A 17,534-nucleotide genomic window follows, 5' to 3' on the forward strand; every position below is an offset into this window, starting at 1 on the left:
CCATGCCCTGTCAGGTGCTTGACAGCATCGGCTATGATAAGCCCTTTGTTTGTCTGGCCCGACCCGGCCACGTACCTGTCTGTTCAAGGATCCTATGAGCAAGCCCACTGTCGACCCTACCTCGAATTCCAAGGCCGGACCTGCCGTCCCGGTCAATTTCCTGCGCCCGATCATCCAGGCGGACCTGGATTCGGGCAAGCACACGCAGATCGTCACCCGTTTCCCGCCTGAGCCCAACGGTTACCTGCACATCGGCCACGCCAAGTCGATCTGTGTGAACTTCGGCCTGGCCCAGGAGTTCGGTGGCGTCACGCACCTGCGTTTCGACGACACCAACCCGGCCAAGGAAGACCAGGAATACATCGACGCCATCGAAAGCGACATCAAGTGGCTGGGCTTTGAATGGTCCGGTGAAGTGCGCTACGCCTCCAAGTATTTCGACCAGTTGTTCGACTGGGCCGTGGAGCTGATCAAGGCCGGCAAGGCCTACGTCGACGACCTGACCCCGGAGCAGGCCAAGGAATACCGTGGCAGCCTGACCGAGCCTGGCAAGAACAGCCCGTTTCGCGATCGTTCGGTAGAAGAGAACCTGGACTGGTTCACCCGCATGCGCGACGGCGAGTTCCCGGACGGCGCCCGTGTACTGCGGGCCAAGATCGACATGGCCTCGCCGAACATGAACCTGCGCGACCCGATCATGTACCGCATCCGTCATGCCCATCACCACCAGACCGGTGACAAGTGGTGCATCTACCCCAACTACGACTTCACCCACGGTCAGTCGGACGCCATCGAAGGCATCACCCACTCCATCTGCACCCTGGAGTTCGAAAGCCATCGCCCGCTGTACGAATGGTTCCTCGACAGCCTGCCGGTACCGGCGCACCCGCGTCAGTACGAATTCAGCCGCCTGAACCTGAACTACACCATCACCAGCAAGCGCAAGCTCAAGCAACTGGTCGATGAAAAACACGTGTTCGGCTGGGACGACCCACGCATGTCGACGCTGTCGGGTTTCCGTCGTCGCGGCTACACCCCGGCATCGATCCGCAACTTCTGCGAGATGGTCGGCACCAACCGCTCCGACGGCGTGGTTGACTACGGCATGCTTGAGTTCAGCATCCGCCAGGACCTCGACGCGAACGCCCCGCGCGCCATGTGCGTGCTGCGTCCGTTGAAAGTGGTGATCACCAACTACCCGCAAGACCAGGTCGAGAACCTCGAACTGCCGCGTCACCCGCAAAAAGAAGAACTGGGCGTGCGCAAGCTGCCGTTTGCCCGTGAAATCTACATCGACCGTGACGACTTCATGGAAGAGCCGCCCAAGGGCTACAAGCGCCTGGAGCCGAACGGTGAAGTGCGTCTGCGCGGCAGCTACGTGATCCGTGCCGATGAAGCGATCAAGGACGCCGAGGGCAACATCGTCGAACTGCGTTGCTCCTACGATCCTGAAACCCTGGGCAAGAACCCTGAAGGCCGCAAGGTCAAGGGCGTGGTGCACTGGGTGCCGGCGGCTGCCAGCGTCGAGTGCGAAGTGCGCCTGTACGATCGCCTGTTCCGCTCGCCGAACCCTGAAAAGGCCGAAGACAGCGCGAGTTTCCTCGACAACATCAACCCTGACTCCCTGCAAGTACTTACGGGTTGTCGTGCCGAGCCATCGCTTGGCGACGCACAGCCGGAAGACCGTTTCCAGTTCGAGCGCGAAGGCTACTTCTGCGCGGATATCAAGGACTCCAAACCTGGTCATCCGGTATTCAACCGTACCGTGACCTTGCGTGATTCGTGGGGCCAGTGATGCAGCCGTGAGCGGCTTGCATAGAGAGAAAAGGAAGCATCGTGCTAACGATCTACAACACGCTGAGCAAAACCAAAGAAGTCTTCAAGCCGCTGGATGGCAACAAGGTGCGCATGTACGTGTGCGGCATGACCGTGTACGACTACTGCCACATCGGCCACGGCCGCAGCATGGTTGCCTTCGACCTGGTGACCCGCTGGTTGCGTTTCAGCGGCTACGACTTGACCTATGTGCGCAACATCACCGATATCGACGACAAGATCATCAATCGCGCCAATGAAAACGGCGAGTCGTTCGACGCGCTGACCGAGCGCATGATCGCCGCGATGCACGAGGACGAGGCGCGCCTCAACATCCTCAAGCCGGACATGGAACCGCGCGCCACGGACCACATCCCGGGCATGCACGCGATGATCCAGACCTTGATCGACAAGGGCTATGCCTACGCCCCGGGTAATGGCGACGTGTACTACCGCGTCGCCAAGTTCATGGGCTACGGCAAGCTGTCGCGCAAGAAAATCGAAGACCTGCGCATCGGCGCCCGCATCGAAGTCGACGAAGCCAAGCAAGACCCGCTGGACTTCGTGCTGTGGAAAGGCACCAAGCCTGGCGAGCCGAGCTGGGAGTCGCCATGGGGCGCCGGGCGTCCGGGCTGGCACATCGAATGCTCGGTGATGTCCACCTGCTGCCTGGGCGAAACTTTCGACATTCATGGCGGCGGCAGCGATCTTGAGTTCCCGCACCACGAAAACGAAATCGCCCAAAGCGAAGCGGCCACCGGCAAGACCTACGCCAACGCGTGGATGCATTGCGGCATGATTCGCATCAATGGCGAGAAGATGTCCAAGTCCTTGAACAACTTCTTCACCATCCGCGACGTGCTGGAAAAGTACCACCCAGAGGTTGTGCGTTACCTGCTGGTATCAAGCCATTACCGCAGCGCCATCAACTACTCGGAAGACAACCTCAAGGACGCCAAGGGCGCCCTGGAGCGGTTCTACCACGCATTGAAAGGCCTGCCGGTTGTGGCGCCGGCCGGTGGCGAGGCGTTTGTCGAGCGCTTCACCACGGTGATGAACGATGACTTCGGCACCCCCGAAGCCTGCGCCGTGCTGTTCGAGATGGTCCGCGAGATCAACCGCCTGCGTGAGAGCGATCTCACCGCTGCGGCCGGCCTGGCGGCCCGTCTCAAGGAACTGGCGAGCGTGCTGGGCGTGCTGCAAATGGAAGCCGACGACTTTCTGCAAGCCGGCGCCGAAGGGCGTGTGGATGCAGCCGAAGTCGACGCACTGATCCAGGCCCGCCTGAATGCCCGTGCCAACAAGGACTGGGCAGAATCCGACCGCATCCGCGACCAACTCACCGCCATGGGCGTGGTGTTGGAAGACGGCAAGGGCGGGACGACATGGCGTCTGGCTGACTGACGGCTATACGCTGAACAAAAACGCCCCGACTGGTTCGGGGCGTTTTTGTGTGTGCTGGTTTGCCAGCAATGGCGGCGGTACTGCCAATACTTATGTTGTTTGACGCACCGCCATCGCCGCCTCGCTGGGGCTCGACAACTCCCACATTTGATGTGTGGCAAAGCCCAAATTCCCGCCCCGCTGAAGATCCCCTGTGGGAGCGGGCTTGCTCGCGATAACAATGGTTCAGTCACTACTAGGCTGGCTGACACACCGCCATCGCAGGCAAGCTCCCACAAAAGTTGCTCGCTATGTTACGGCGCGCAACCGCTTGTATAGCGTATTGCGGCTAACCCCCAGCTCCCGCGCCAGATGGGAGATATTGCCGCCGACCGCTGCCAGTCTTTGCTGAAGGTTTTGCCTATCGTCCAGATCGCCCATCACCACCGGCTTGCTGGGTGAGGCGTGCCCCAGGTCGACAAAAAAATCATCCGGTAGATGCTCCAGGCGGATCGGTTGGTCTTCGGCCATGGCCAGTGCCACCTGCATCACGCTGCTGACCTGGCGCAGGTTGCCCGGCCAGGGATGTTGCTCGAACAATTCCAGCACTTCGGCGCTGAGCCCGGCCCACTGCGTGGGTTCGCGGTGCTGTTGCCACAGTTGCTTGAACAGCGCCTGCTTGTCACTGCGCTCGCGCAGGGGCGGCAGCTCCAGGGTCAGGCCGCCGATGCGGTAGTACAAATCCTCGCGAAACCGTCCGAGCTGCACCTGTTCGCGCAGCGAGCGGTTGGTGGCCGAGATAATGCGCAGGTCCACCGGGAACAATTCGCTGCTGCCCACCGGCTGTACGCAACGCTCCTGCAACACCCGCAGCAGCCGGGCCTGGGTGGGCAGGGGCATGTCGCCTATCTCATCGAGAAACAGTGTGCCTTTGTCCGCCTTGCGGATCAGGCCGATGCTGCCTTTTTGATTGGCGCCGGTGAACGCGCCTTTTTCGTAGCCAAACAGTTCCGATTCCACCAGCTCCGCCGGAATTGCCGCACAGTTGACCGCGATAAACGCCTGCTGGCTGCGGGAACTGGCCTGGTGCAGGGCTTTGACGAAGACTTCCTTGCCTACGCCGGTTTCGCCGTGGATCAGCAGCGGGATGTCTTTTTCCAGTAGGCGCTCGGCCTGGCGCACGGCTTTTTCCACGCGGCTGTCGCCAAAGTGCAGGGTCTTGAGGCCGATGGGCGCGGGGGCTGGTTCACTAAAGACCCTGGCCTGCACCGGCGCCTGCCTGGGGCGTTTGAGCAGGCATTGGAAACGGTTGCGCCCGGCGGCTTGCAGGGCAAAGGGTAGGCCTTCGGGCTGGTTGAGCAGCTCCAGCAGCGAGACTTGGAACAGGCTGTCGATCATCACCCGTGACAGGCTGATGCCCAGTAGGTTGTCGGCGCGGCGGTTGGCCGACAGCACCTGGCCACTTTCATCGAAAATCAGCAGGCCGGCCCACTGGCTGTCGAGGTTGTTCAGGCCGGTATTGAACGTCAGTTGGAAGTGTTCGCCGCCAAACAGGTTGAGGATCAGGCGGTTTTCCACGGTCTGGCTCATCATCTTGACCATGCCCAGGGTGTGGGAGGGCGGCAGGTAGCTGTCGCTGGACACATCCAGTACCGCAATGATTTCGCGGTTGGCATCAAAGATCGGCGCGGCCGAACCGGTCATGAACCGGTTGGCCTTGAGGAAATGCTCGTCATGCTCGATATGCACTGCCTGGGCGCAGGCCAGCGCGGTGCCGATGGCGTTGGTGCCGGTGGCGCGCTCCATCCAACTGGCCCCGGCGCTGAAGCCACGGGCGAGCTTGGGTTCGATAAAACGCTGGGTGCCCCAGGAAGTCAGGACCTGGCCCTGATTGTCGGCGAGCATGATCAGGCAGTTGGAATTGCTGAGGATGTTCTCGTAATAGGGCAGCACTTCCTGGTGGGTGGTCTGGACTAGCGCGTGCTGGCTCTCCAGCAACTGGCTGATGCCCTCGGCGGGCAACTGGTCGAAGCTGGGGGTGCTCTGGTGATCCAGGCCAAAGGCGCGGCAGCGGCGCCAGGAGTCCTGGATGATGGTGTCGTGGGGCAAAAGCGGGGCAGGTGCGGCCATGGTGGTGACCTTCTTTTTATTGTTGTTATGAACCGTGCACCGCTCACCTTGTGGGAGCTGGCTTGCCTGCGATGGCGTCCGTGAGATCGCTATCGCAGGCAAGCCAGCTCCCACAGGTTGAACGGTTTTACTGGGCTTACTCAGTGTTGTTCAGAACTGTTCATTGTCAACCCGCTGGTTGTTCAATTGTTCAGTTGTGAATGTTCATTTCTGTTCAGCACCGAGCACTGGTTTTGCTCAAGTCGCTGGTAAATCAACACTTTTTATTATTGGCACGAAACTGGCTCTGCCCCTGGAAGAACAATTCCAATAAGAAAAAGGGCGTGTCATGTCATTGACCCTGGAACATGTGACCCGTGTCGTCGAAGGCCAGACCTGGATCGATGACGCCAACCTGCGCTTTGAAGCTGGCTCTTTCAATGTGTTGCTGGGCCGTACGCTGTCCGGCAAGACCAGCCTGATGCGCCTGATGGCTGGCCTGGACAAGCCTGATGCAGGGCGCATCCTGATGAACGGCGTCGACGTCACCCATAAACCGGTGCGCTTGCGCAATGTGTCGATGGTGTACCAGCAGTTCATCAACTACCCCACCATGACCGTGTTCGAGAACATCGCCTCGCCTCTGCGCCAGGCCGGGGTGAGCAGCGAGCTGATCCACAGCAAAGTGCTGGAAACCGCGAAGATGCTGCGCATCGACAAGTTCCTGCAACGTCATCCCCTGGAGCTGTCCGGTGGCCAGCAGCAGCGCACGGCCATGGCTCGGGCGCTGGTCAAGGATGCCGAACTGATTTTGTTCGACGAGCCCCTGGTGAACCTGGACTACAAACTGCGCGAAGAGCTGCGTCAGGAAATGCGCGAGTTGTTCAAGGCCCGCAACACCATTGCCATCTATGCCACCACCGAACCCAACGAGGCACTGGCGCTGGGTGGTACCACCACCATCCTCCACGAAGGCCGGGTGATCCAGAGCGGCAAGGCCGCCGAGGTCTATCACCAACCGCAGACCGTGCTGGCCGCCGAACTGTTTTCCGAGCCGCCGATCAACCTGATGCCGGGGCGCATCAGCGGCAACGAAGTGAGTTTCGCCAACGATGTGCACTTCCCATTGAACGTTGACCTGCGGCCGGTTGGCGAGGGCGAGTTCCGTTTTGGCGTGCGTCCCAGCCATATCAGCCTGGTGCCCAGCAACGACGATGACCTGGAACTGGCGGTCACCGTGGAAGTTGCAGAGATCAGCGGCTCGGAAACCTTCCTGCATGTGCGCAGCGAGCATTTTTTGCTGGTGTTGCACCTACCGGGGGTACACGAGTACGACGTGGATGCGCCGATCCGCATCTACATACCGACCCATAAACTGTTTGTGTTCGATGGCCAGGGTCGTTTGGTCCAGGCTCCCGGGCGCCGTGTCGCGAGGGTTGCCTGATGGCCGAGATCCATTTGCAGAACCTGGCGCATAGCTACAGCCCTACACCCACAGGGCCTGAAGACTACGCCATTCGCGAAATGAACCACGTCTGGGAGCAGGGCGGTGCCTACGCATTGCTCGGTCCTTCGGGGTGTGGCAAATCAACCCTGCTCAACATCATCTCCGGCCTGCTCAGCCCTTCGGAAGGCCAGGTGCTGTTCGACAGCAAGGTGGTGAATGACCTGACCCCGGAAAAGCGCAATATCGCCCAGGTGTTCCAGTTCCCGGTGGTCTACGACACCATGACGGTGTTCGATAACCTGGCATTCCCCCTGCGCAACCAGGGCATGGCCGAGGCGAAAGTGCACAGCAAGGTGCAGGAAATTGCCGAGGTGCTCGACCTGCAGAACCTGCTGGGTAAAAAAGCCCGCAACCTCAGTGCCGATGAAAAGCAAAAGGTCTCAATGGGCCGTGGCCTGGTGCGCGATGACGTGTCGGCGATCCTGTTCGACGAACCGCTGACGGTGATCGACCCGCACCTGAAGTGGAAACTGCGGCGCAAGCTCAAGCAGATCCATGAGCAGTTCAATATCACCATGGTCTACGTTACCCACGATCAGTTGGAGGCCTCGACCTTTGCCGACAAGATCGCGGTGATGTACGGCGGGCAGATTGTGCAGTTCGGCACGCCACGGGAGTTGTTCGAGCGTCCCAGCCATACCTTTGTCGGCTATTTCATCGGCAGCCCTGGGATGAATCTGATTGAGGTGCAGGCCGATGCCGGTGGGGTGCGGTTTGCCGGGACACATCTGGCGTTGTCCGAAGTGCAGCAACGGCAGATCGCGGAAAAGGCCTACAAGAAACTCCAGGTCGGCATACGTCCCGAGTTCATTCATGTGTGGGATGAGCCCAATCCCGACGCGTTGCAGGCCGAGGTCATGCATGTCGAAGACCTGGGCACCTACAAGATCCTGACCCTCAACCTCGACGGCGCGCCCTTGAAGGTGCGCCTGGCCGAAGACAAACCGGTGCCCGAAGGGCGGGCGTCGATCAGCTTCCCGGCGCAGTGGTTGATGGTGTATGCCGATGATTACCTGCTGGAGGCGCGCCCATGAACAAGGTGCAGAACAACAAGGCCTGGTGGCTGGTGTTGCCGGTGTTCCTGCTGGTGGCGTTCAGTGCGGTGATCCCGATGATGACTGTGGTCAACTATTCGGTGCAGGACATTTTCGACCAGTCCAGCCGCTATTTCGTCGGGGCCGATTGGTACAAGCAGGTATTGCTGGACCCGCGCCTGCATGACTCGCTGTTGCGCCAGTTCATCTATTCCGCGTGTGTGCTGCTGATCGAGATCCCGCTGGGCATCGCCATCGCCCTGACCATGCCCACCAAGGGCCGCTGGTCCTCCCTGGTACTGATTGTGATGGCCATCCCGCTGCTGATCCCGTGGAACGTGGTCGGCACCATCTGGCAGATTTTTGGCCGTGCCGATATCGGCCTGCTGGGGTCGAGCCTGAATGCCATGGGCATCAACTACAACTATGCCGCCAACACCATGGACGCCTGGGTCACGGTGCTGGTGATGGATGTATGGCACTGGACCTCTTTGGTGGCGCTGCTGTGCTACTCGGGGCTGCGGGCCATACCGGATGTGTACTACCAGGCTGCGCGGATTGATCGGGCATCGGCCTGGGCGGTTTTCCGACATATCCAGTTGCCGAAGATGAAGAGCGTGCTGTTGATCGCGGTGATGCTGCGCTTCATGGACAGTTTCATGATCTATACCGAGCCGTTTGTCCTGACGGGAGGCGGGCCGGGTAACGCAACGACCTTCCTCAGTCAGACCTTGACCCAGATGGCGGTAGGGCAATTCGACCTGGGGCCTGCAGCCGCGTTTTCCCTGGTGTATTTCCTGATCATCCTGTTGGTGTCCTGGCTGTTCTACACCGCCATGACCCACTCCGACGCCAACCGCTGAGGCCGCCAACATGAGCAAGCGCAAAGTCATTCCGCTGCTGATCTACATCCTGTTCCTGCTGGTGCCGATCTACTGGCTGCTGAACATGTCCTTCAAGAGCAACACCGAAATCCTCGGCGGCCTGACGCTGTTTCCGCAGGACTTCACCCTGGCCAACTACAAGGTGATTTTCACCGACCCCAGTTGGTACACCGGGTATCTGAACTCGCTGTACTACGTGAGCCTGAACACCGTAATTTCCCTGACAGTGGCGCTGCCGGCGGCCTACGCGTTTTCGCGTTACCGCTTCCTGGGCGACAAGCACCTGTTCTTCTGGTTGCTGACCAACCGCATGGCGCCGCCGGCGGTGTTCCTACTGCCGTTTTTCCAGCTGTATTCGTCCATCGGCCTGTTCGATACCCATATCGCCGTGGCCCTGGCCCACTGCCTGTTCAACGTGCCGCTGGCGGTGTGGATCCTGGAAGGCTTTATGTCCGGGGTGCCCAAGGAGATCGACGAAACGGCTTACATCGATGGCTATAGCTTTCCGAAGTTTTTCGTGAAGATCTTTATCCCGCTGATTGGCTCGGGGATCGGTGTCACGGCGTTTTTCTGCTTTATGTTTTCCTGGGTCGAACTGCTGCTGGCGCGCACCCTGACGTCCGTGAATGCCAAGCCGATTGCCGCCGTGATGACCCGCACCGTGTCCGCTTCGGGGATTGACTGGGGCGTGCTGGCGGCCGCCGGGGTGCTGACCATCCTGCCGGGCATGCTGGTGATCTGGTTTGTGCGCAACCATGTGGCCAAGGGCTTTGCCCTCGGCCGGGTCTGAGGAAACGATGATGGAATGGATGGCCTGGACCACCCCGACTGCGCTGTTTTTTGCGGCGATTGCCCTGTTGCTGGCGGGCATGACCACGTGGGAATTGCGCTCGCCGAGCATCCCTCGGCGCGGTTTGTTACCGATCAGCACCACCCGTGGTGATCGCCTGTTTATCGGTCTTCTCGGGAGCGCCTACCTGCATCTGCTGGTGATTGGCGTAACCGGCTGGAGCATCTGGGTGGCGTCCGCGCTGTCTGTGGTGTGGCTGTTGTCTGTGATGCGTTGGGGATAGCCACAGGCATCCCTTTTGATCCCAACCAGGAGGTCTCTATGTTCGATAAAAACAATAAGCTGCGACATAGCATTTCATTGGCCGCAGTCTTGGCACTCAGCGGCCTGAGTGCTGCAGCCTGGGCCGATGCCTATGAAGATGCCGCGAAAAAGTGGATCGGCAGCGAGTTCAAACCGTCCACCCTCAGCGAAGCCCAGCAACTTGAAGAGTTGAAGTGGTTTATCAAGGCCGCCGAGCCGTTTCGTGGGATGAAGATCAATGTGGTGTCGGAAACCCTCACCACTCACGAGTACGAATCCAAGGTACTGGCCAAGGCCTTCAGTGAAATCACCGGGATCAAGCTGACCCACGACCTGCTGCAGGAGGGGGACGTGGTGGAAAAACTGCAGACCCAGATGCAGTCGGACAAGAACATCTATGACGGCTGGGTCAACGATTCCGACCTGATTGGTACGCACTTTCGCTATGGCAAGACCGAATCCATCACCGACCTGATGGCCAATGAAGGCAAGGACTTCACCTCGCCGACCCTGGACCTCAAGGACTTTATCGGCATTTCGTTTACCACTGCGCCGGACGGCAAGATCTACCAGTTGCCCGACCAGCAGTTCGCCAACCTGTACTGGTTTCGCGCCGACTGGTTCGAGCGGGCCGACCTCAAGGCCAAGTTCAAGGAGAAATACGGCTATGAGCTGGGCGTGCCGGTGAACTGGTCGGCCTATGAAGATATCGCCAAGTTCTTCAGCGAAGACGTCAAGGAAATCGATGGCAAGCGCGTGTACGGCCATATGGACTACGGCAAGAAGGACCCGTCCCTGGGCTGGCGCTTTACCGATGCCTGGTTCTCCATGGCCGGAGGCGGCGACAAGGGCTTGCCCAATGGCTTGCCGGTGGACGAGTGGGGGATTCGGGTCGAGGACTGCCACCCGGTGGGTTCCAGCGTGACCCGTGGCGGCGATACCAACGGCCCGGCTGCGGTGTTTGCCACGCAGAAGTATGTCGACTGGATGCGCGCCTATGCGCCACCGGAAGCGGCGGGCATGACCTTCTCCGAGTCCGGGCCGGTGCCGTCCCAAGGCAACATCGCCCAGCAGATCTTCTGGTACACAGCCTTTACCGCCGACATGACCAAACCCGGCCTGCCAGTGATGAACGCCGATGGCACGCCGAAGTGGCGCATGGCACCGTCGCCCCGGGGTCCGTATTGGGAGGAGGGCATGAAGCTGGGGTATCAGGACGTGGGCTCCTGGACCTTCCTCAAGTCAACGCCTGAGAAGCAAAAACTGGCGGCCTGGCTGTATGCGCAGTTCGTTACGTCGAAAACCGTGTCCTTGAAGAAAACCATCGTCGGCCTGACGCCAATCCGCGAATCGGACATCAACTCCCAGGCCATGACCGACCTGGCCCCGAAACTCGGCGGCCTGGTGGAGTTCTATCGCAGCCCGGCGCGGGTGCAATGGACGCCGACCGGCACCAACGTGCCGGACTATCCACGCTTGGCCCAACTGTGGTGGAGCCACATCTCGGAAGCCGCCAGCGGCGAGAAAACCCCGCAACAGGCGCTGGATGGCCTGGCCAAGGACCAGGACGCCATCATGACGCGCCTGGAACGCTCCAAGGTGCAGCCGATCTGTGGGCCGAAGATGAACCCCGAGCGTGATGCCCAGTACTGGTTCGATCAGCCGGGCGCGCCCAAGCCGAAACTGGCGAACGAAAAGCCCAAGGGTGAAACCGTGAACTATGCCGACTTGCTCAAGTCCTGGGAGGCGGCACGTAAGTGAGGTAGGGCAGATAGCACAGCGGCACCGTGAGGTGCCGTTTTTTGTAGTGTCTTTGCTGCCGCCATCGCGGGCAAGCCCGCTCCCACACTTGACCCTGTTCTCATGATGAAACCGGATCAATGTGGGAGCGGGCTTGCCCGCGATGGCGACGCCAGTGGCACCGCACATCTGCCCCCAGGAACGCAAAACGGCACCCAAGGGTGCCGTTCTGTTTACTGCTTGAGCCTAAGCGATCAACCCGCCATCACCGCATGCTGCACCAGGGTGAGCAACGGTTGTGGGTAGACACCCAGGAAAAACGCCAGCAGGGCAATGGCCAGCAGCATCACGCCACCGGCTTTCTGTTCCCAGTGCAGCTCGGCGTCCACACGGCGCAGGTTTGGCTCGATCAGGTACAGGGTGACCATCACGCGCAGGTAGTAGAACACGCCGATGGCGCTGCCCAGTACCAGGGATGCCACCAGCCACCATTCGTGGGCTTCGACACCGGTCGCGACGATGTAGAACTTGCCGATAAAGCCTGCGGTCAGCGGGATACCAGCCAGGGACAGCATCATCACGGTCAGTACGGCGGTCAGGTACGGACGGCGCCAGAACAGGCCGCGGTATTCGTACAGGGCGTCGGCGTCACGGCCTTTGTAAGGCGAGGACATCAGGGTGATCACGCCGAACGCGCCGAGGCTGGTGATCACGTAGGTGACCAGGTACACGCCGATGGCTTCCACCGCCAGGCCCTTGCTCGCCACCAGAGCGATCAGCAGGTAGCCGAAGTGCGCGATGGACGAGTAACCCAGCAGACGCTTGAGGTTGTTCTGGGTCAGGGCCAGCAGGTTACCGAACAGGATCGACGCAATGGCGATCACGGTCAGTACGTCGCTCAGCACACCGGTGTTGGCGGCGGGGGAGATCTGGAACAGACGCACCATCACCGCAAACACTGCAACCTTCGACGCGGTAGCCAGGAACGCGGCTACCGGCGCCGGGGCGCCTTCGTACACGTCCGGGGTCCACAGGTGGAAGGGTACCAGCGACAGCTTGAACGCCAGGCCGATCAGCATCATGGCCAGGCCCAGTTGGGCGATTGGCGCAGGCATGCTGGTGGTGGCCAGGGCGTGACCGATACCGCTGAAGCTCAGGCTGCCGGCTTCGGCGTAGAGCAAGGCCATACCGAACAACAGGAACGCGGAACCTGCGGCCGACAGCACCATGTACTTGATGCCGGCTTCCAGGGAGCGCTTGTTGAAGAAGGCGTAGGCCACCAGGCCGTAGGTCGGGATCGACAGCAGTTCCAGGCCGATGAACAAGCCGGCCAGGTGCTGCGCGCTGACCAGCACGATACCGCCGGCCGCAGCCAGCAGGATCAGCAGGTACAGCTCTTCGCGGTTGCCCGGGTAGCCGGTGCCGCCTTCGCCGAGGTAGGCGTGGGCGAGGGTGACGCAGGCCAGTGTCGCAACCAGGATCAACGCGGTGTACAGCAGCGCGAAGTCATCGATCATGACCAGCGGGGTCACCGCCAGCGGGGCTACCTTGAGTGCCGGGATAATCGACAGCAAGGCCAGGTTCAGGCCTGCGGTGGACAGCAGGAACGTCTGTGAGTGATTGCGGCGCCAGGCGATTGCCAGCATCACCACCACAATGGTGAGGCTGGTAATCAGCAGCGGCGCAAGCGCGATAAAGTGTTGGATCGTGAATTCCATAGCGCTCTTACCGGGCCGAAGCGAGTTGAGTGAAGGCGGTGCTCAACCACTGCTGCACGCCATGCATCGTGGCGGCAGAGGTGTCGAGGAACGGTTGCGGATACACGCCGATATACACCAGCAATACCGCAAGGCCGAGCACCATGATCAGTTCGCGAGCATCCATCCCTTTGAGGACGGCGTCCGACTTGGTCGGGCCGAAGTAGGCACGGTGGATCATGATCAGCGAGTACACCGAACCGAACACCAGGCCGGAGGTGGCGATCGCGGTGATCCATGGCGCACTGACGAAGCTGCCCATCAGGATCAGGAACTCACCGACGAAGTTACCGGTGCCCGGCAAGCCCAGGGAGGCGGCTGCAAAGAACAGGCTGATCGCCGGCAAGTAGGCGATACGCGACCAGATGCCGCCCATTTCACGCATGTCACGGGTGTGCAGGCGCTCGTACAGTTGGCCACTGAGAATAAACAGTGCGGCTGCCGAAACACCGTGAGCCAGCATCTGGATCACCGCGCCTTGCAACGCCAGTTGGCTGCCGGAGTAGATGCCGATCAGTACGAAACCCATGTGGGAAACGGACGAGAAGGCAATCAGGCGCTTGATGTCGGTTTGGGCGAAGGCGAGGAACGCACCGTAGAAGATCCCGATCAGGCCCAGGGTCATGGCAATCGGCGCGAACTCGGCCGAAGCGTTCGGGAACAGCGGCAGGGCGAAACGCAGCAGGCCGTAGGCCGCCGTCTTCAACAGGATACCGGCCAGGTCCACGGAACCTGCGGTGGGCGCCTGGGCGTGAGCGTCAGGCAACCAGGAGTGGAACGGCACCACCGGCAGTTTCACCGCGAAGGCGATGAAGAAACCGAGCATGAGGATGTACTCGGTGGTCATCGACATCTTGGTTTTCAACAGGTCGGCGTAGTTGAAGGTAATCACGCCGGTGTTGTTGAAGTTGACCAGGACCAGGCCCAGGATCGCCACCAACATGATCAGGCCGGAAGCCTGGGTGAAGATGAAGAACTTGGTCGCCGCGTAGATCCGGGTTTTCTTGCCGTCCGAAGAACTGTGACCCCAGAGCGCGATGAGGAAGTACATCGGCACCAGCATCATTTCCCAGAAGAAGAAGAACATGAACAGGTCCAGCGCAAGGAACACGCCGACAACGCCGCCCAGGATCCACATCAGGTTCAGGTGGAAGAAGCCCACGTGACGCTCGATTTCTTTCCAGGAGCAGAGTACCGAGAGGATACCCAGCAGGCCGGTCAGCAGGATCATCAACAGCGACAGGCCGTCGAGGGCCAGGTGCACGTTGATGCCGAAGCGTTCGATCCAGACGTGCTTGAATTCAAGCGCGAAGGTTGGATCGACACCCGGTGCCGGAGCAAATGAATAGTCGCCATGGGCCCACAGCCAGAGGCCGAGTGCGAGTTCCAGGGACATGGTCAGCAACGCAATCCAGCGGGGCAGGGTAGCGCCGAAGCGCTCGCCCATCCAGCAGAGCAGGCCGCCGATAAAGGGGATCAGGATTAGCCAGGGCAGAATCATGACGGGCTCGTTTCCTTTCGCAAGTTCGCAAAGTTCATATCAGACCGCTACCACTACGATGGCGCCGATCACCAACACGGCACCGGCCGCCATGGAAGCTGCATACCAACGCAATTGGCCGGTCTCGGTGCGGCTCAGGGCGGTGTGGCCGGCCTTGGCGGCACGCGGGATCAAACCGATGGTCTGGTCGAGCGGGTCTTTGCGCAGTACATGGCTGATCGCAAGGTAAGGCTTGACGAACAGTTTGTCGTAGATCCAGTCGAAGCCCCAGGCGGCGAACCACCAGGCCGAAAGGAATCGGCCAATGCCACTGTTGGCCACGGCGGTCACGAAGCGACGCTTGCCGAGGAACAACATGGCCGCCAGCAGGATACCGGCGATGGCGATGGCGCCCGAGGCGATTTCCAGGCTGTGCTTGGCGTCGCCGCCGGCATGCCCGACGCTTTGTGGCAGTACGCCAGCCAGTGGCGGAGTGATCATGGCGCCGACGAAGGTCGACAGGATGATCAGCACCGACAGCGGCAGCCAGTGGGAAATGCCGTGGCCTGCGTGGGCTTCGGTCTTGGCTTCACCATGGAATGTGATGAAGATCAGGCGGAAGGTGTACAGCGAGGTCATGAACGCGCCAACCAGACCGGCGTACAGCAGGCCCTGGTTACCGCTGGCAAAGGCTTCCCAGAGGATTTCGTCTTTGGAGTAGAAACCTGCGGTCACCAGTGGCAGGGCTGCCAGCGCGGCACCACCGACGATGAAGCTGGCGTAGGCCAACGGCAGTTTCTTCCACAGGCCGCCCATCTTGAAGATGTTCTGCTCGTGGTGGCAGGCAACGATCACCGCACCGGACGCAAGGAACAGCAGGGCCTTGAAGAAGGCGTGGGTCATCAGGTGGAAGATCGCGCCGTCCCAGGCGCCGACGCCCAGGGCCAGGAACATGTAGCCGATCTGGCTCATGGTCGAGTAGGCGAGGATCCGCTTGATGTCGGTCTGCACCAGCGCGGCGAAGCCGGCCAGCACCAGGGTCACGCCGCCCACCAGGCCCACCAGGTGCAGGATTTCCGGCGCCAGGGTGAACAGGCCGTGGGTACGGGCGATCAGGTAGACACCGGCGGTCACCATGGTGGCGGCGTGGATCAGTGCCGACACCGGGGTAGGACCGGCCATGGCGTCTGCCAGCCAGGTTTGCAGTGGCAGTTGCGCCGATTTACCGACAGCGCCGCCCAGCAGCATCAGGGTCGCCAGGGTGATCCAGAAGTCGCCGACCTGGAATTTCTGCGGTGCCAGCACCAGCAGTTCCTGGATGTTCAGCGTGCCCACCTGTTGGAACAGGATGAACAGGCCGATGGCCATGAACACGTCGCCGATCCGGGTCACGACAAAGGCCTTGAGGGCCGCGTTCCCGTTGTTGCGGTTGCTGTAGTAGAAACCGATCAACAGGTACGAGCACAGGCCCACGCCTTCCCAGCCGAAGTACAGGAACAACAGGTTATCGCCCAGCACCAGGAACAGCATGCTGGCGATAAACAGGTTGGTGTAGGCGAAGAAGCGCGAGTAACCGGCCTCACCGCGCATGTACCAGGACGCGAACAGGTGGATCAGGAAGCCCACGCCCACCACCACGCCGAGCATGGTGATCGACAGGCCGTCGACGTAGAGGGCGAAGTCAGGCTTGAACCCCTCGACCGCCATCCATTGCCACAGCACCAGGGTGTAGTGACCGGCTTCGGGCGGCGCCACGTTGAACTGCCAGATGACGTAGGCGGCGACAATCGCCGACAGGCCAATGGAACCCACGCCGACCAGGGCCGAGAGGTTTTCCGACCAGCGTCCACGGGAGAACGACAGCAGCAGGAAACCGATCAGGGGAAATACGAAAGTCAGAAAGATCATGTTCATCCGCGCATCTCACTGGCAGCGTCGATATCAAGCGTGTGGAAGCGACGATACAGTTGCAGCAGGATCGCCAGGCCAATACTGGCCTCGGCGGCTGCCAGGCTGATCACCAGGATGAACATCACTTGCCCATCCGGCTGGCCCCAACGGCTGCCCGCAACGATGAAGGCCAGTGCGGCAGCGTTCATCATGATTTCCAGGCTCATCAACACGAACAGAATGTTGCGGCGAACCATCAGGCCGACCAGGCCAAGGCAGAACAGGATGCCGGCGACCGCCAGACCATGCTCCAAAGGGATAGCAGGCATCGTCATTGCTCCTTGGCTTCGTTGCGGCCCAAGTGGAAGGCGGTGATGGCTGCAGCGAGCAGCAGCATCGAAGCCAGTTCGACCACCAGCAGGTACGGGCCAAACAGGCTGATGCCCACGGCCTTGGCGTCTACGGTGGTGTGGCCGATGGCCTGGCCGCTCTGGTGAGCGAACAGCACATACAGCAGTTCAGCCAGCAGCAGCGCTGCCAGGATCACCGGGCCAAGCCAGATGCCGGGCTTGAGCCAGACGCGCTCCTGGGCGACCGAAGCCGGCCCCAGGTTGAGCATCATCACCACAAACACGAACAGCACCATGATGGCGCCAGCGTAGGCGATCACTTCCAGCACACCGGCGAACGGTGCGCCGAGGCTGAAAAAGGTCATGGCCACGGCGATCAGCGAAATGATCAGGTAGAGCAGGGCGTGCACGGGGTTGGTGTTGGTGATCACGCGAAGCGTGGACACCACTGCAATACCCGATGCGAAATAGAAAGCGAATTCCATCTTTCTT

General features: G+C 60.7%; 14 protein-coding genes. 8 read left to right on the forward strand and 6 right to left on the reverse strand.

Annotated elements, in window-relative coordinates; genetic code table 11:
- Positions 1-94: 94 nt before the first annotated feature.
- Positions 95-1,795: a glutamine--tRNA ligase/YqeY domain fusion protein gene (locus HBO11_RS04265; protein ID WP_169954357.1), complete on the forward strand. Its 1,701-nt coding sequence runs from the start codon at positions 95-97 to the stop codon at positions 1,793-1,795.
- Between the two features lie 41 nt (positions 1,796-1,836).
- Complete coding sequence (gene cysS, locus HBO11_RS04270; protein ID WP_169954356.1) at positions 1,837-3,219, forward strand: cysteine--tRNA ligase; 1,383 nt, start codon at positions 1,837-1,839, stop codon at positions 3,217-3,219.
- Positions 3,220-3,507: 288 nt separating this feature from the next.
- Here cysS and HBO11_RS04275 read toward each other — a convergent pair whose 3' ends face one another.
- Positions 3,508-5,328: a sigma-54-dependent Fis family transcriptional regulator gene (locus HBO11_RS04275; RefSeq protein ID WP_169954355.1), complete on the reverse strand. Its 1,821-nt coding sequence runs from the start codon at positions 5,326-5,328 to the stop codon at positions 3,508-3,510.
- Between the two features lie 328 nt (positions 5,329-5,656).
- On the opposite strand from HBO11_RS04275, the gene HBO11_RS04280 reads away from it, so the two are divergent.
- From HBO11_RS04280 to HBO11_RS04305, 6 genes are read left to right on the forward strand one after another with little or no spacing between them, the layout of a single operon-like run.
- A complete protein-coding gene (locus HBO11_RS04280) occupies positions 5,657-6,751 on the forward strand; it encodes an ABC transporter ATP-binding protein (protein WP_169954354.1) in 1,095 nt (364 codons plus the stop codon).
- On the forward strand, positions 6,751-7,848 hold the full coding sequence (locus tag HBO11_RS04285) for an ABC transporter ATP-binding protein (RefSeq protein WP_169954353.1): 1,098 nt from the start codon (positions 6,751-6,753) through the stop codon (positions 7,846-7,848). The genes HBO11_RS04280 and HBO11_RS04285 overlap by 1 nt, the downstream gene beginning before the upstream one ends.
- Positions 7,845-8,711: a sugar ABC transporter permease gene (locus tag HBO11_RS04290; RefSeq protein ID WP_029293322.1), complete on the forward strand. Its 867-nt coding sequence runs from the start codon at positions 7,845-7,847 to the stop codon at positions 8,709-8,711. The genes HBO11_RS04285 and HBO11_RS04290 overlap by 4 nt, the downstream gene beginning before the upstream one ends.
- Positions 8,712-8,721: 10 nt before the next feature.
- Complete coding sequence (locus HBO11_RS04295) at positions 8,722-9,522, forward strand: carbohydrate ABC transporter permease (RefSeq protein WP_017735079.1); 801 nt, start codon at positions 8,722-8,724, stop codon at positions 9,520-9,522.
- A 10-nt stretch (positions 9,523-9,532) separates the two neighbouring features.
- Positions 9,533-9,805: a DUF2160 domain-containing protein gene (locus HBO11_RS04300; protein ID WP_029293327.1), complete on the forward strand. Its 273-nt coding sequence runs from the start codon at positions 9,533-9,535 to the stop codon at positions 9,803-9,805.
- Between the two features lie 38 nt (positions 9,806-9,843).
- Positions 9,844-11,586 carry an ABC transporter substrate-binding protein gene (locus HBO11_RS04305; RefSeq protein WP_169954352.1) on the forward strand — a complete coding sequence of 581 codons (1,743 nt, stop codon included), beginning with the start codon at positions 9,844-9,846 and terminating at the stop codon, positions 11,584-11,586.
- Between the two features lie 233 nt (positions 11,587-11,819).
- Here HBO11_RS04305 and nuoN read toward each other — a convergent pair whose 3' ends face one another.
- Genes nuoN through nuoJ form a run of 5 tightly spaced genes read right to left on the reverse strand, consistent with a single transcriptional unit; the run spans position 11,820 to position 17,527 of the window.
- Complete coding sequence (gene nuoN / locus HBO11_RS04310; protein WP_029293335.1) at positions 11,820-13,283, reverse strand: NADH-quinone oxidoreductase subunit NuoN; 1,464 nt, start codon at positions 13,281-13,283, stop codon at positions 11,820-11,822.
- A gap of 7 nt (positions 13,284-13,290) precedes the next feature.
- Complete coding sequence (gene nuoM, locus HBO11_RS04315; RefSeq protein ID WP_029293337.1) at positions 13,291-14,823, reverse strand: NADH-quinone oxidoreductase subunit M; 1,533 nt, start codon at positions 14,821-14,823, stop codon at positions 13,291-13,293.
- Between the two features lie 39 nt (positions 14,824-14,862).
- On the reverse strand, positions 14,863-16,716 hold the full coding sequence (gene nuoL, locus HBO11_RS04320; RefSeq protein ID WP_029293339.1) for an NADH-quinone oxidoreductase subunit L: 1,854 nt from the start codon (positions 16,714-16,716) through the stop codon (positions 14,863-14,865).
- Positions 16,713-17,021, reverse strand: a complete 309-nt coding sequence (gene nuoK / locus HBO11_RS04325) for an NADH-quinone oxidoreductase subunit NuoK (RefSeq protein WP_003219560.1) — start codon at positions 17,019-17,021, stop codon at positions 16,713-16,715. The genes nuoL and nuoK overlap by 4 nt, the downstream gene beginning before the upstream one ends.
- A gap of 2 nt (positions 17,022-17,023) precedes the next feature.
- Positions 17,024-17,527, reverse strand: coding sequence for an NADH-quinone oxidoreductase subunit J (nuoJ, locus tag HBO11_RS04330; RefSeq protein ID WP_017476146.1), 504 nt, complete (start codon positions 17,525-17,527; stop codon positions 17,024-17,026).
- Positions 17,528-17,534: the final 7 nt, after the last annotated feature.

It is taken from the genome of Pseudomonas sp. WS 5010 (genome assembly GCF_012985565.1).
Classification (GTDB): domain Bacteria; phylum Pseudomonadota; class Gammaproteobacteria; order Pseudomonadales; family Pseudomonadaceae; genus Aquipseudomonas.

Excerpts from the sequence above, each read along its gene's own strand:
- HBO11_RS04265 (WP_169954357.1), top strand. The coding sequence starts at position 95 with ATGAGCAAGCCCACTGTCGACCCTACCTCGAATTCCAAGGCCGGACCT.
- HBO11_RS04275 (WP_169954355.1), bottom strand. The coding sequence starts at position 5,328 with ATGGCCGCACCTGCCCCGCTTTTGCCCCACGACACCATCATCCAGGAC.
- HBO11_RS04280 (WP_169954354.1), top strand. The coding sequence starts at position 5,657 with ATGTCATTGACCCTGGAACATGTGACCCGTGTCGTCGAAGGCCAGACC.
- HBO11_RS04285 (WP_169954353.1), top strand. The coding sequence starts at position 6,751 with ATGGCCGAGATCCATTTGCAGAACCTGGCGCATAGCTACAGCCCTACA.
- HBO11_RS04290 (WP_029293322.1), top strand. The coding sequence starts at position 7,845 with ATGAACAAGGTGCAGAACAACAAGGCCTGGTGGCTGGTGTTGCCGGTG.
- HBO11_RS04295 (WP_017735079.1), top strand. The coding sequence starts at position 8,722 with ATGAGCAAGCGCAAAGTCATTCCGCTGCTGATCTACATCCTGTTCCTG.
- HBO11_RS04300 (WP_029293327.1), top strand. The coding sequence starts at position 9,533 with ATGGAATGGATGGCCTGGACCACCCCGACTGCGCTGTTTTTTGCGGCG.
- HBO11_RS04305 (WP_169954352.1), top strand. The coding sequence starts at position 9,844 with ATGTTCGATAAAAACAATAAGCTGCGACATAGCATTTCATTGGCCGCA.
- nuoN (WP_029293335.1), bottom strand. The coding sequence starts at position 13,283 with ATGGAATTCACGATCCAACACTTTATCGCGCTTGCGCCGCTGCTGATT.
- nuoM (WP_029293337.1), bottom strand. The coding sequence starts at position 14,823 with ATGATTCTGCCCTGGCTAATCCTGATCCCCTTTATCGGCGGCCTGCTC.
- nuoL (WP_029293339.1), bottom strand. The coding sequence starts at position 16,716 with ATGAACATGATCTTTCTGACTTTCGTATTTCCCCTGATCGGTTTCCTG.
- nuoK (WP_003219560.1), bottom strand. The coding sequence starts at position 17,021 with ATGCCTGCTATCCCTTTGGAGCATGGTCTGGCGGTCGCCGGCATCCTG.
- nuoJ (WP_017476146.1), bottom strand. The coding sequence starts at position 17,527 with ATGGAATTCGCTTTCTATTTCGCATCGGGTATTGCAGTGGTGTCCACG.